The sequence below is a fragment of the Streptomyces zinciresistens K42 genome, from assembly GCF_000225525.1.
GTDB lineage: Bacteria > Actinomycetota > Actinomycetes > Streptomycetales > Streptomycetaceae > Streptomyces > Streptomyces zinciresistens.
In genome coordinates, this window is the sequence record NZ_AGBF01000177.1 from 1 (window position 1) to 14,253 (window position 14,253).

Annotated in this window: 9 protein-coding genes; 4 read left to right on the plus strand and 5 right to left on the minus strand. The window is 75.8% G+C overall.

All coding sequences use genetic code 11. From position 1 onward, the window contains the following. Positions 1-389 precede the first annotated feature (389 nt). From glgX to SZN_RS29735, 3 genes are all read left to right on the plus strand, one after another. A complete protein-coding gene (gene glgX / locus SZN_RS29725) occupies positions 390-2,567 on the plus strand; it encodes a glycogen debranching protein GlgX (RefSeq protein ID WP_007502260.1) in 2,178 nt (725 codons plus the stop codon). A 173-nt stretch (positions 2,568-2,740) separates the two neighbouring features. Beyond that, complete coding sequence (gene treY, locus SZN_RS29730; protein WP_043733892.1) at positions 2,741-5,104, plus strand: malto-oligosyltrehalose synthase; 2,364 nt, start codon at positions 2,741-2,743, stop codon at positions 5,102-5,104. Between the two features lie 175 nt (positions 5,105-5,279). Further along, the gene (locus SZN_RS29735) at positions 5,280-6,530 is read left to right on the plus strand and encodes a M14 family zinc carboxypeptidase (protein ID WP_007502263.1); all 1,251 of its coding nucleotides are present in this window, start codon (positions 5,280-5,282) and stop codon (positions 6,528-6,530) included. Between the two features lie 700 nt (positions 6,531-7,230). Here SZN_RS29735 and SZN_RS29740 read toward each other — a convergent pair. From SZN_RS29740 to SZN_RS29750, 3 genes are all read right to left on the minus strand, one after another. Beyond that, the gene (locus SZN_RS29740; RefSeq protein ID WP_007502264.1) at positions 7,231-7,638 is read right to left on the minus strand and encodes an SSI family serine proteinase inhibitor; all 408 of its coding nucleotides are present in this window, start codon (positions 7,636-7,638) and stop codon (positions 7,231-7,233) included. After that, positions 7,635-9,026 (minus strand): M14 family zinc carboxypeptidase, encoded by a 1,392-nt coding sequence (locus tag SZN_RS29745; protein ID WP_007502265.1) that lies wholly within the window; start codon positions 9,024-9,026, stop codon positions 7,635-7,637. Before SZN_RS29745 ends, SZN_RS29740 begins: the two co-directional genes overlap by 4 nt. Positions 9,027-9,175: 149 nt before the next feature. Next, entirely contained in the window at positions 9,176-9,727 is a 552-nt protein-coding gene (locus SZN_RS29750) for a DUF1707 and FHA domain-containing protein (protein WP_007502266.1), read from the minus strand. 231 nt (positions 9,728-9,958) lie between these two features. Between SZN_RS29750 and treZ the strand changes: the two genes are divergently transcribed. Beyond that, positions 9,959-11,704, plus strand: coding sequence for a malto-oligosyltrehalose trehalohydrolase (gene treZ / locus SZN_RS29755; protein ID WP_007502267.1), 1,746 nt, complete (start codon positions 9,959-9,961; stop codon positions 11,702-11,704). Positions 11,705-11,778: 74 nt separating this feature from the next. On the opposite strand, the gene SZN_RS29760 is transcribed toward treZ, so the two are convergent. Together SZN_RS29760 and SZN_RS29765 are read right to left on the minus strand one after the other, a co-directional pair. Next, on the minus strand, positions 11,779-12,732 hold the full coding sequence (locus SZN_RS29760; RefSeq protein ID WP_007502268.1) for an aminoglycoside phosphotransferase family protein: 954 nt from the start codon (positions 12,730-12,732) through the stop codon (positions 11,779-11,781). Positions 12,733-12,791: 59 nt separating this feature from the next. Next, positions 12,792-13,919 (minus strand): aminopeptidase P family protein, encoded by a 1,128-nt coding sequence (locus SZN_RS29765; protein ID WP_007502269.1) that lies wholly within the window; start codon positions 13,917-13,919, stop codon positions 12,792-12,794. Positions 13,920-14,253: the final 334 nt, after the last annotated feature.

A 14,253-nucleotide genomic window follows, 5' to 3' on the forward strand; every position in this document is an offset into this window, starting at 1 on the left:
GGGGCGGTCCCCGGCGGGTCCGGCGCCGGTCCCGCCCACGGCCCCCGGACCGCCGCCGCCCCCGTCGGACCGTCCTCGCCCCCCGTCGTGCCCGGCAGGGTGCTCCGGGCCGTCACGGCGGCCCCGGTCACCGCGACCGCCGCGCCCCCGCCACCGGTACGCCCGGACGGCGGTGCGCCGGTTCGCGTACATCGCGCCCCCGCTCCCGCTGCTCCCCCGAGTCCCCGGAGCCTCCGGGAGTGTGTGCCGGCCCCACGGGACACGGCGGGCCGCGCGGGCACCGGTCGCCGTGCGCGAGGGGCGCAAGTCATGGGAGGTTCCCTCACTTTCGGGGAGACTCGACGTCAGAGCGCACCCGGTGGCGCGCCCGAGCTGAAAGAGTCGTGCTCATGCAGGTCTGGCCTGGAGAGGCATATCCACTCGGTGCCACCTACGACGGCGCCGGCACCAACTTCGCGGTCTTCACGGAGGCCGCGGACCGAGTAGAGCTGTGTCTGCTGCACGACGACGGCTCGGAGACGGCGGTGGAACTGCGGGAGAGCGACGCCTTCGTACGGCACGCCTACCTGCCGGGCGTCATGCCGGGGCAGCGGTACGGGTTCCGGGTGCACGGCCCGTACGCCCCGGAGCGCGGGCAGCGCTGCAACTCGGCGAAGCTGCTGCTCGACCCGTACGCGAAGGCGGTCAGCGGCTCGGTCCGCTGGGGCGAGGAGGTCTACGGCTACCACTTCGGCGAACCCGACCGGCGCAACGACCTCGACTCGGCGCCGCACATGATGTCGTCGGTCGTGGTCAATCCCTACTTCGACTGGGGAGACGACCGGCGCCCGCGCACCGAGTACCACCACACGGTGATCTACGAGGCGCACGTCAAGGGCCTGACGATGCGTCACCCGGGGCTGCCCGAGGAGCTGCGCGGCACCTACGCGGCGCTCGCGCACCCGGCGGTCATCGACCATCTCACCGGGCTGGGGGTGACGGCGCTGGAGCTGATGCCGGTGCACCAGTTCGTCAACGACCACCGCCTGGTCGACATGGGCCTGAACAACTACTGGGGCTACAACACGATCGGCTTCTTCGCCCCGCACAACACCTACGCCTCCTGGGGCGACCGCGGCCAGCAGGTCCTGGAGTTCAAGTCGGCGGTGCGGGCGCTGCACGAGGCCGGCATAGAGGTCATCCTCGACGTGGTGTACAACCACACGGCCGAGGGCAACCACCTGGGCCCCACGCTGTCCTTCCGTGGCCTGGACAACCCGCAGTACTACCGGCTCACCGACGATCCGCGCTACTACATGGACACCACCGGGACCGGGAACTCGCTGCTCATGCGGTCCCCGCACGTCCTCCAGCTGATCATGGACTCGCTGCGGTACTGGGTCACCGAGATGCATGTCGACGGCTTCCGCTTCGACCTGGCGGCGACCCTGGCCCGCCAGTTCCACGAGGTGGACCGGCTGTCGTCGTTCTTCGACCTGGTGCAGCAGGACCCGGTGGTCTCCCAGGTGAAGCTGATCGCCGAGCCGTGGGACGTGGGCGAGGGCGGCTACCAGGTGGGCAACTTCCCGCCACTGTGGACCGAGTGGAACGGCAAGTACCGCGACACGGTACGGGACCTGTGGCGGGGCGAGCCGCGCGCGCTGGCGGAGTTCGCCTCCCGGCTGACGGGCTCCTCGGACCTCTACCAGGACGACGGGCGGCGGCCGCTGGCCTCCATCAACTTCGTGACCTGCCACGACGGCTTCACCCTGCACGACCTGGTCGCGTACAACGACAAGCACAACGAGGCCAACGGCGAGGACAACCGCGACGGCGAGAGCCACAACCGGTCCTGGAACTGCGGTGCCGAGGGCGAGACGGACGACCCGCGCGTCCTGGAGCTGCGGACCCGTCAGATGCGCAACTTCATCGCCACGCTGATGCTGTCCCAGGGCGTGCCGATGATCAGCCATGGCGACGAGTTCGCGCGCACCCAGCGCGGCAACAACAACGCCTACTGCCAGGACAGCGAGCTGGCGTGGGTCGCGTGGCCGGACGGGGCGGGGGACCGCGCGGGAGACGGGGACGGGACGGGGGACGGGGACGGCGGCGGCGCCGCGGGCCGGATGCGGCGCGAGATGGCCGCCTTCGCGCGGGCGATGGTGTGGCTGCGGCGGGACCACCCGGTCTTCCGCAGGCGGCGCTTCTTCCACGGCCGCCCCGTGGAGGGCACCCACGACGACCTGTCGGACATCGCCTGGTTCACCCCGCAGGGCAAGGAGATGACGCAGCGGGACTGGGACCGGGCGCAGGCGTCGGCGCTGTCGGTGTTCCTCAACGGCAACGCGATCTCCGAGCCGGGCGCGCGCGGGGAGCGCATCACCGACGACTCGTTCCTGCTGATGTTCAACGCCTCGCCGAAGACGCTGGACTTCGTCGTCCCGGCCGACCACGGCCGTCAGTGGGAGGTCGTCGTCGACACCGCGCGCGCGGACGGCGTGCCCCCGGGAGCCGGGGTGAAGGTGCAGGCCGGGGAGCGGCTGACGCTGGTGGACCACAGCCTGACGGTGCTCCAGCGGCCGGTGTAGACCGGATCGGCGGTCCCGGGTGACGCCTCGGCGCGCGGTCACGCAGCCGGGGCGTCAACGGGCGTCACCGGGGGCGTCGCCTGCCGTCCGCGCCCGGGTCACGGGGCGCGCGCGTGGGTCCACGTGGCGGGGAGGATGACACGAAGGGCCGCTGGGCGGGTACGTAGGTTTCCATGACACCTGAGCGACCCGACCCGACGGTGCCGACCGCGACCTACCGGCTTCAGCTGCAGCCCTCCTTCCCGTTCTCCGCAGCCGCGGCCGCCGTGCCGTACCTGGCCTCGCTCGGCGTCTCCCATCTGCACCTGTCCCCCGTCCTGGAGGCGGTTCCGGGATCGGGGCACGGCTACGACGTCGTCGACCACGCGCGCGTGCGCGAGGAGCTGGGCGGCGAGGACGGGCTGCGCGCCCTCGCGCGCACCGCGCGCGAGCACGGCCTCGGACTGGTCGTGGACATCGTGCCGAACCACATGGCGATGTCCCCGCGCCACAACCGCGCCCTGTGGGAGGTGCTGCGCGACGGGCCCGCGTCGCCGTACGCGCGCTGGTTCGACATCGACTGGCAGGCGCTCGGCGGGCAGGTGCTGCTGCCCGTGCTGGGCGGCCCGCTGGGCGAGGAGCTGGCACGCCTGGAGGTGGACGGCGACGTGCTGCGCTACCACGACCACGTGTTCCCGGTCCGCGAGGGCACCGCGGACCTGCCCCTGCCGGAGCTCCTGGACGCCCAGTGGTACCGCCCGGCGTGGTGGCGGCTGGCCCGCACGGAGCTGAACTACCGGCGGTTCTTCAGCATCTCGGAGCTGATCGGGCTGCGCGTCGAGGACCCGGAGGTGTTCGAGGCGACCCACGCCAAGATCCTCCGGCTGCTGCACGAGGGGGTGATCGACGGGCTGCGCGTCGACCACCCCGACGGCCTCGCCGACCCCGAGGGGTACCTCACACGGCTGAACGAGGCGACCGGCGGCCGCTGGACCGTCGTGGAGAAGATCCTCGCCGACGGGGAGCACCTGCCGGCGTCCTGGCCCGTCGCGGGCACCACCGGCTACGACGCCCTGCGGCACGTCGACGGGGTGTTCGCCGACCCCGAGGGGTACGGGGAACTCGTCGGCCAGTACCGGCGGTTCGCGGCTCCGCAGAGCGACCGGGGCGGCGACTGGGACGCGACGGTGCGCAGGGCGGCGTACAAGGTGCTCACGCACGAGCTGGCGACGGAGATGGACCGCCTCACGCGCGTGGCGGGCCGGGTGTGCGCCACGTCCGCGGAGCCCGCGCTGCGCGACCGGGCGCCCTGGGCGCTGCGCACCGCCCTTCAGGAACTCCTCGTCCGCCTGGAGGTCTACCGGCCGTACGCCTCCGGGGACGCCTCCCTGGTGGTCACCGAGGAGGCCGCGGCCGAGGCCCGGCTCGCCTTCGTCCTGCCGGAGGAGGCCCGCGCGGTCGACGCCGTGCGCGATCTGGTGCTGGGGCGGGCCGGTGACGGGCCCGACCACGACGAGCTGCGGACGCGGTTCGCGCAGACCGCGTCGGCGCTGCGGGCCAAGTCCGTGGAGGACACGGCGTTCTACCGCTATGTGCCGCTGCTGTCGGCGACCGAGGTGGGCGGCGATCCGGGGCGCCCCGCGGTCACGGCCGGGGAGTTCCACGCGTACTGCGCGCGCGTGCAGCGCGACTGGCCGGCGACCGGGACGGTCGTCTCGACGCACGACACCAAGCGCAGCGCTGACGTGCGGGCGGCGCTGACGGTCCTCACGGAGTGCCCGCGGCGCTGGGCGGACCTGCTGACGGAGGTGACGCACACCGGAGCGGGCGTACCGGACGGGCAGCTGGCGTGGGCGGCGTGGCAGACGGTCTTCGGGCTCGGCGAGGCGTCGCGGGAGCGGGTGGGCCGGGCCCTGCTGAAGCATGTGCGCGAGGCCGGGCTGTACACGAGCTGGACGGAGCAGGAGCCGCCGTACGAGGAGGCCGTGGAGGCGTTCGTCGCGGCGGGGCCGTGCGGGGCGCCGGGCGGGCGCGTGGCGGCCTTCCGGGCGGGGCTGGAGCCGCACATCCGGGCGAACGTGCTGGGCATGGCGCTGACCCAGCTGACGATGCCGGGGGTGCCGGACGTCTACCAGGGCACCGAGGGCGAGTCCCGGACGCTGGTGGACCCGGACAACCGGCGCGCGGTGGCGTTCCCGCCCGCGGACCCGGGTGAGAAGGGGGCGCTGACGGCGGCGGCGCTGCGGCTGCGCGGGCGGCGGCCGGAGGCGTTCGGCGGCTCGGCGACGTACACCCCGCTGGCCGCCGAGGGCCCGGCCGCCGCGCACTGCCTGGCGTTCGCCCGCTCGGGTGCGGTGATCACGGCTGTGACACGGCTGTCGCTCCGGCTCGCCGAGTCCGGCGGCTGGCGGGGCACCCGCCTGCCGCTGCCGCCCGGCCGCTGGGCGGACGTGCTGGCTCCGGAACGCGGTTTCAGCGGCCACGCGCGCGTGGAGGACCTGTTCACGAGTGCTCCGGTGGCGCTGCTGGAAAGGGTGGAGGGGCCGGGGGCGGGGTGAGGGGTGGTGGGGCGGCCGTGCCGCCCGCCCCCGGTGTGCCGGCCGGGACGGGGCTCCGCGCCCCCGGCACCGCATGCTCCCGGGCGCCCCCGGGAGCCTCCCCCGCCGAATCCTTGACACCCCGACGAGTCCGTGGGGTACTGCGAATTGCGAAGCGGGGCGGAGGTGACGGGGGGTGGGTCTCCTGCCGGTGCTGCGCTATCCCACGCCTGCCGAACTGCTGCTGGCCGCACGCGCGCTGGCCGCTCACCGGCCCGGTCTGTGCGGCCTGCGGCAGGTGGGGGTCTCCCGGGCCGGAAGGCCGCTGCACCTGCTGTCCGTCGGCCGGACCCGGCCCGCCGTCCTGGTCGTGGCGGGCGCGCACGCCAACGAGCCGGCGGGCGGGCCCGCCCTCCTCGCGGTCGCCGAACGTGTCCTGGGCGAGCGGGAGCTGCGCCGGGACGTCTCCTGGCACTTCCTGCTGTGCGCCGACCCCGACGGGGCGAGCCTGCACGTCACCCCGGCCCCGCGGAGCCTGTTCGACTACCACCGCGGCTTCTTCCGGCCCGCCGCCTCGGAGCAGCCCGAGTGGGCACCGGCCATGCTGCCGCCCGGCCGGCTCCCGCCGGAGACCCGCGCCCTGACCCGGGTCATCGACGAACTGCGGCCCTACCTCCAGGTCACGCTGCACGGCACGGACCTGGGCGGCAGCTGGGTGCAGCTGACGAAGGACGTCCCCGGTCTCGCGGAGCCGTTCGCGAAGTCGGCGGCGGAGCTGCGCATCCCGGTGGAGACCGGCGCCTCGGACGCCGCCGGCTGGCCGGCGTCGGGACCCGGCGTGCATGTGATGCCCGCACCGGGCGCGGGAGCGGCGTACCCGAGCATGCCGGACGACGCGCGCAGCAGTACCTGGTACCACGCGCACCGCTACGGCGGGCTGACGGCGGTCGTCGAGGTGCCCATGTGGGCCAGCGACCTGGTGGACGATCCCCTGCCGCATCCGGACCCGGCCGGGGCGATGCGGTGGCTGGGCACCCGGCTGCTGAGGGACGGGCGGGAGGTGGAGCGGGTGCTCACCGAGGCGCTGCCCCGGCTGGACGGCGCCGACGGGCCCCTGCTGCGGGCCGCGCGCTGGGCGCTGGACCTGGTGCCCGGACTGGCCGCCGACTGGGCCGGCACGCCGCCCGCGGACGACAGCAGGGCGTACGTGGGCAGTGTGGACGCGTTCGGGCGGCGGCTGCCGCTGCGGGCGGCGGCGATGCTGCTGCGGGTGCTGCGGGAGACCGACGACCGCGGGGCGCAGCGGCTCGAGGACCTCGTGGCGCGGTGGAGCGAGTCCTTCGCCGAGCGCTTCCGGGCCCGCTGGGTGCCGTTGGAGGACCAGGTCGAGCACCAGTCCCGCACGGTGGTGGCGGCGGCCCTGCACGCGCGCGGCAGACCCGCGTGAGCGGACCCGGCGCGCGTGGGGCGTCCGGCACGCGCGGCTCGCTGAGCGGAGGATCGAGGAGCGGCGGACCCCGCGCGGGTGGAGGGCGCAGTAGCGGCGCAGGTTGGAAGCACTGACCGGTTCAGCGGACCCCGCGCGCGTGGCGGGCGCCCACGTCGTCGTACGCCACGAGGCGGTGCGCACGAGCGGACCCCTCGCGCGCGTGGGGGCGCCCGTCTGCGGAGTCGTGGGGCGTCGGGTCCGCTTCGCGGGACCCTGCGCGCGCGTGGGGGCGCCCTCCGTGCGGCAGGCGGCGTCCTCGCCACCCTCGCGCGCGGGGGCGCCCGCACCAACTCCGCGACGGCCTGGGCACCGCGCCCGCGACCCCCGCGCGCGTGGGGGCGTCCCGGGGCACGGTGCCTCGGTGTCGGCTGGTGTCCCGCGGACCCCCCGCGCGCGTGGGGGCGTCCGGCACGCCGCCTCCAACAGCGCCACGGGCGGCCCCGCGCGCGTGGCCGGGCACCGCAACGTCGACCGGCACCTCATGACCGAGGTCCGGGCGACCCCGCGCACGGCCGGGCGCACTGGCGAACCGGCCCCGCGACCGCTTCGACGAGCGGCGGCCCCGCGCGCGGGCTTGTCCGGTGGCGGCCCGTTCCCGGGCGTCCGCCCGCGCGCGGGCCGCCGCGAGACCGGGAACGCGGGGAGGGCACCGGAGCCGTCAGCCGTCCACGGCGAACACCGACCCCGTCCGGGCCGCCATCCCGCAGCCGTTGGCGAAGGTCTCCCGGTACTCGACGGGGCGGCCGTTCCACTCGCCGCGCGCGTGGGCGGTCACCGGGGCGTAGACCATCGGGCAGTAGGCGTCCTCGCGCGGCAGCCGGCGGATGTCGCCGCCCGCCTCGGTGAGCTGCGCGCACGCCTGCGCCGCCTTGGCGTGGCCCTGGGGCGGGTCGCAGCGCAGCAGCCGGCCCGGGGGCTCGGCGCTGCGGCCGTCGCCCTGGGTGACCGTGACGAAGAGCCAGTTGCCGGAGTCGTGGGCCGCCGCCGGGGGCGCGGCCGTGCCGAGGAACAGGGCGGCGGTCGCCGCGAGGAGGCCGCCTCGTACCGCTGTGATGCTTCGCGTCATTCCCGGTGCATCGGCACGGCGGCCCCCGCGTTCCACCCCGGCTCACCCGAACGGGAGCAGGCGGGCGCGGGGCGCCCGGCGAGGTCGAACGCGGCCAGCACCACCCGCGCCTGGTACTCCACCTGGCGCGCGACCGGTATCCAGCGCGTCCCGCAGCCGTCGCGGTAGTCCTCGCACCACTCGTCCAGCCGCCGGTCCAGCTCGGCCAGCACCCCGGCCGGGTCGCGTCCGGCGGCCGTCACGAGCTGGTGCAGCAGGCCCGCCGTGCGCAGGGCCAGGCGCCGCGCGGCGATGCGCAGGGCCGCCAGATGGGCGGTGCTGAGCGGGGGCAGGGGGTGCGCGCCGACCGGGTCCGGGACGTCGGGGTCCCAGGTGTCGGCGAGGCCGGGGCAGACCAGTAAGTAGTCGTCGACCGGGGCGAGCAGCCGGGCCGTGTCGCGTCCCGGGGGCAGGTGCGGGCGCAGGCGTGCCAGCAGTCGTGCGAGGACCCGGGTGTCGTGGCGCAGGGTGTGGCTCACCCGGCGCAGGACCGTTTCCTCATCGGCGTGCCGGGCGCCGTCCTCCACCGCCGCCACGCCCCACATGGGGGCCTCGACGACGGCCGTGACCGTGCCGTGCCGGTGCGGGTGGAACCACGTGGACTCCACGGCCGCCTCGGTGATGGCGGCGGCGAGGTCGCCGCGGCGCGGCCGGGGTATCCGGTAGACGGCGGGGCCCAGCTCGGGCCAGTACAGGGTGTCGTAGGGGCCGAGTTCGCGCGGGATGCCGAGGCGGGCCGCGGCCTGTGCGACACGGCGGTCGAGACCGGGCAGGTCGTGGGTGAGCTCGACGAAGCCGCCGCCGACGTCGACGCCGTGCAGGGAGCACTGGAGGAAGGGCCGCAGCTCGTCCTGGAGGTCGAGCAGGGCACGGGTCTCGGGCAGGGTGACGGCGTCCGCGCCGTCCGGCAGCCACTCGGGCTGCTCCAGGAAGCCCGGCCGGAAGAAGCGCCGGAAGTAGCCGCCGAGGGTGTACGGGCCCTGCAGCCAGCCCTCGTTGCGGCGCAGGCCGTCCGGATCGAGGCAGAGCAGCAGGTTCCAGGTGGCGTCGGCGCCCTCGTGCAGACGGGGGTCGGCGAGGACGCGTTCGGCGAGCCGCAGGACGGTGGCGCCGCCCACCGGCTCGTTGGCGTGCGGGCCCGCCACGACCAGGGCCTGGCGGCTGCCGTGGCCGACGGACAGCAGCCACAGGGGGGTGCCGGCCCGGGAGGTGCCCACGCGGCGCAGCCGCGCCTGCCGGGGGTTGCGGGCGACGAGCGCGCTCGCCCGTGCGCCCAGCTCGTCGACGGTCGGGTAGCGCGGGAGGGGCGGCAGGGCACACCTCCACGTTTCGCGATGCCGTCGCTTCACCTGGTGTGCAGGGTGTACGCACAGTCAGTCACGAGTTGGTGGGTACGTCAACACTGCGCGAGGCAAAGCGACTTGAGTCACCTCCGGCGGGTACGGCGCCCCGACGCGGGGTGGGTCCGCCGTGGCGGGGGCGGCCCCGCGCGCGTGACTCAGTTCACGGAGAGGCGGAACGACATGTGGCCGAAACCGACCTGGTCGCCCTCGCGGACCACGACCGCGCCGACGACACGGCGGCCGTTGACCGTCGTGCCGTTGGTGGAGCCGAGGTCGCGCAGGATCCACAGACCGCCCTGGCGGGTGAGTTCGGCGTGCGCCCGGGACACCGTCTCGTGGGTCAGCCGCAGCCCGTTGGCCGGGTCGCGCCCGATGCGCAGCGGCCTGCCGCCGTCGGGATGCGGCAGCAGCAGCTTGGGCAGCCGCTCGGACTGCCAGGCCCTGCGCAGCCGTACCGTGAAGCCCGAGACCGCCTCCACCGTGCCGAACACCACGCGCGAGAGCCGGCTCTCGGAGGGCAGGTCGGCGGTGAGCACGGCGAGCTCGTCCGCGCGGCGGGCGGAGAGGGCCAGCTCCATGCGCCGTACGAACGTGTCGTGCGAGAGCCGGCCCATGGCGACGCCGTCACGGAGCACCTTCAGCGCCTTGTCGCGCTCCACGTCGGACAGCCGCGCGGGGTACGTGTTGAACTCGAAGGACGACGTCACGGTGCTGATTGTCGGTCAGCGGACCCCGGGTGTCCAGAAGACGGGGAAACGGCCGCTCCGCGCGCGAGCCGGCGGGATCCGGGCGCGCGAGCCGGCGGGATCCGGGCGCGCGAGCCGGCGGGATCCGGGCGCGACACCTGCCGCAAAAGCGCACACGCGGAGGCGCATTGATCGCGTGTGGCGCACCATGGACGGGCTACATCACGGTGAGCAGACGAAGGGGTACCGTCCGTGCAGTTCGAGGTGTGGGCACCACAGGCCGACCGTGTGACGCTCCATTGCGACGGCGTCACGCGCGCGTTGGAGCGCGATCCCGATCGCGCGGGATGGTGGCGGGGGGAGGCCGGGGCGCGCGACGGCAGCCGGTACGGCTACGCGCTGGACGACGGCCCCGTGCTGCCGGACCCGCGCTCGCGACGGCAGCCGGACGGGCCGGACGGGCTGAGCGCGGTCGTCGACCACGGGCGCCACCAGTGGCGTGCGCCGTGGGCGGGCAGGGCACTGCCCGGAGCGGTGGTGTACGAGCTGCACGTGGGCACGTACACCCGTGAAGGCACCCTGGACGCGGCCGCGGGCCGGCTCGGGCACCTGGCGGAACTGGGGGTCACACACGTCGAGTTGATGCCCCTGAGCCCCTTCCCCGGCCGCCACGGCTGGGGGTACGAGGGGGTCTCCCCGTGGGCCGTGCACGAGCCGTACGGCGGGCCCGGGGCGCTCAAGCGCTTCGTCGACCGGGCGCACGGGCTGGGCCTGGCCGTGGTCCTGGACGTGGTGCACAACCACTTCGGGCCCTCGGGCAACCACCTGCCGGCCTTCGGCCCGTATCTCACCGACCGGCACCAGACGCCCTGGGGCGCCGCCGTCAACCTGGACGCGCCCGGCTCCGACGAGGTGCGGGACTACCTCGTGCAGAGCGCGCTGGCCTGGCTGCGCGACTACCGGCTCGACGGGCTGCGGCTGGACGCGGTGCACGCGCTGCGGGACACGCGCGCGTGCCACTTCCTGGAGGAGCTGTCCACGGCCGTGGACGCGCTCTCTGCCGAATTGGGCCGGCCGCTGTCGCTGATCGCGGAGTCGGACCTGAACGACCCGCGTCTGATCTCCGCGCGCGCGGAGGGCGGCCTCGGCCTGGACGCGCAGTGGAACGACGACTTCCACCACACCCTGCGCGTGGCGCTGACCGGCGAGTCGCAGGGCTACTACGCGGACTTCGCGCGGGCTCCGCTGGCGGGCCTGGCCAAGACCCTGACCGGCGGCTACTTCCACGACGGCACGTACTCCGCCTTCCGCGGGCGGCGGCACGGCCGCCCGCTGGACCGCAACCGCGTGGCGGCGCACCGCCTGCTGGGCTACAGCCAGACCCACGACCAGATCGGCAACCGCGCCCAGGGCGACCGGCTCGCCGCCGTCCTCTCCCCCGGCCTGCTGGCCTGCGCGGCCACGCTCACGCTCACCGCGCCGTTCACCCCGATGCTGTTCATGGGCGAGGAGTGGGCGGCGGGCACGCCCTGGCAGTTCTTCACCGACCACACCGACCCGGAGCTGGCCGAGGCGGTACGGCGCGGGCGGCGGCGGGAGTTCGCGGCGCACGGCTGGGCGGAGGAGGAGGTGCCCGACCCGCAGGACCCGGCGACCCGGGAGCGCTCCTGCCTGGACTGGTCGGAGCCCGGCCGCGAGCCCCACGCGCGCGTGCTCGCCTGGTACCGCCGGCTCATCGCGCTCCGCCACGAGCACCCCGACCTCACCGATCCCGATCTCGCGGACACCAAGGTCGCCCACGACGAGGGGGAGCGCTGGCTCGCCTTCCGCCGCGGCGACGTACGGGTCGCCGTGAACCTCTCCGCGCGGCCCGCGGCGATCCCGCTGGGGTCGCGCGCGGCGGAGGTGCTGGCGGCGTGGGAGCCGGTGCGGGCGCCGGGCGCGGACGGGGTGCTGCACGTGCCCGGGGAGTCGGGCGTGGTGCTGCTGCAGGCATGACGTGAGAGGACGCCTCACGCGCGCCGCTCGCCGGTACCACGAGCCGAAGACCGCGGGCCCGGAGACGGGACGCCTCACGCGCGCCGCTCGCCGTCCTCCCCGGCCTCCGCTCGGAGTTCCGTCACCCGCTCCAGCAGGATCGCCTCCCAGGCGTGCCGCAGCCGGGTCCTGAGCCGGGGCAGCGGTGCCGTGCCCGTGCCGTCGAGGCGGGCGGCGAGCTGGAGGACGGCGTCGCAGCGGGCGAGCCACAGTCCGCGCAGGCAGGGGCGGGCGCCGTAGCCGGCGAGGGTGGCGGCGCGGACGGCGGCCGGGGAGCCCACGGCGAGGGCGAGCCCCGCGATGTCCTCGGCGGGGTCGCCGAGGACGGTGCCGGCCCAGCCGAGGACCGCGCGGACCCGTCCGTCGGCGCTCACGACGAGGTGGCCGCCGGTGAGGGCGTGGTGGACCAGGACGGGGGGCGCGGACTGGGCGGCGAGCTGGACGGCGGCGGCCCGGGTGAGCTGGCGCAGCCGGGCGGCGTCGAACTCGTCGGCCCCGGCGAGCCGCTCCGCGGCGGGTTCCGCGGCGGCGCGCAGGGCCTCCAGGGAGCGCGGGGCGGCGCGCGGCACCCCGAGCGTCTCGGCCTGCCGCGCGGGGACCTCGCGCAGCCCCGTGAGCAGGCCGGCGAGGTCGGCCTCACCGACGGCGGAGACGTCGTGCTCCGCGCCGGACGCCCCGGGCACCCGGGTGTCCAGGGTGTAGGCCAGGCCGGGCGCCCACTCCCCCTGGGCGACGCTCACCGGCACCGCGACGGGGACGTGGGTCCGTACGAGGTCGCGCAGGCGCAGTTCGCGGCGCTGGCGGGCCGCCGCGTCGCGGTCGCGGGCCAGGCGCAGCACATGGCGGCCGCCGACCAGCCAGGTGACCGGGTCGGCGCCGGGGGCGGCGGGCCGCACCTCGGGGCCGGACGCGTCGGCCGCGCCGTCCTTGAGCAGGGTACGGACCAGTCGGCGGACGGTGTCCGCGGTGGGTGTGGGTGGTCGGGTCATGGTCGCGCCGTTGTCGCTCGGGGGTCTACGGGGGCTCCTTGCTCGGGGCGGGCGGCGCGTCAGTCGACCACGACCAGCTCGCGCGTCGTGTCGTTCAACCGCCGGCCGCCGTCCCCGGTGACGGTCACGATGTCCTCGATGCGCACGCCGAACCGGCCGGGCAGGTAGACGCCGGGCTCCACGGAGAAGCACATGCCGGGGACCATGGGCCGCTCCTCGCCCTCGATCATGTACGGCGGCTCGTGGGTGGTGACGCCGATGCCGTGTCCGGTGCGGTGGATGAAGTGCTCGCCGTACCCGGCGGCCGTGATCACCGCGCGGGCGGCCCGGTCGACCTCCTGGCAGGCGGCGCCCGGCCGTACGGCGCGAAAGCCCGCCTCCTGGGCCTCGCGCACCAGGTCGTGGACGCGGCGCTCCTCGTCGGTGGGCTCGCCGACGTGGACGGTGCGTGAGGTGTCGGAGCCGTAGCCGTCGCGCAGCCCGCCGAAGTCCAGGACGACCATGTCGCCGGGCTGGATGAGCCGGTCGCCGACCTCGTGGTGCGGGTTGGCGCCGTTCGGGCCGGAGGCGACGATGGTGAAGTCGACCTGGGAGTGGCCGAAGCGGCGCAGCAGTGCGGCGAGGTCGGCGGCGACCTCGGACTCGCGGCGGCCGCCGAAGCGCACGGTGCGGATCTCCTCGAAGGCCGCGTCCGCCGCGGCGCCCGCCGCCGCCAGCAGCGCCACCTCGGCGGGGTCCTTGACGGCCCGGAGCATCGGCAGGGCGTCGGTGAGGGAGGCGTACGCGGTGCCGGGCAGCGCCTTCTGGAGGGCGAGGAGGTGCATCGACCAGGCGTTGTCGCTGATGCCGAACCGGCCGTCCGGGTCGAGGAGGGCTGCGGTGGCCGCGTAGGGGTCCGTGCCGTCGGTCCAGTCGCGCACGGTGAGGCCGGGCGCCCCGGCGGCCCGCGCGGCGTCCGGGGCCTCCAGCGCGGGGACGACGAGCACGGGAGCGCCGCCGGGGGTGAGGACCAGCAGGGTGAGCCGCTCGGTCTCGGCGGTGGGGGCGTAGCCGGTGAGCCAGACCATGTCGGGCCCGGGTGCCACCAGCAGCCCGGCGAGCCCCGCGCCGGCGGCCGCCAGGGCGGCGCGCTCCCTGCGGGCCCGGTAGTCGTCCGCGGCGAAGGGCGCGGGTGCGGTGCCGGTCATCCGGGCCTCCCTGGACGAGAGAAGAGCCTACGGTCAGCATCCTGCCCGCCCGGTCGGCCCGACGCGAGCCGATCGGCCCACATCGGCGGGGGGCGCGGGAGTGGACGGGGGTGAGCCACGGGCGGACGGCGGGTGACCGGGGGTGACCGGCGGCGGGTGACCGGCGGCGGAAGGCCGGCGGGTGGTCGGCGGCGGGTGGTCGGTGGCCTGCCAGGTGACGCTGCCCGGGACCGCCCTCGGGCGCGGGCGGGCGCCGTCGCGGTGGCGGACCGTCAGGGTGGTGTCGCGGCCGGGGTGCCGCGGCCGGGGTGCCACGGCCACCGCGCGCGAGGGC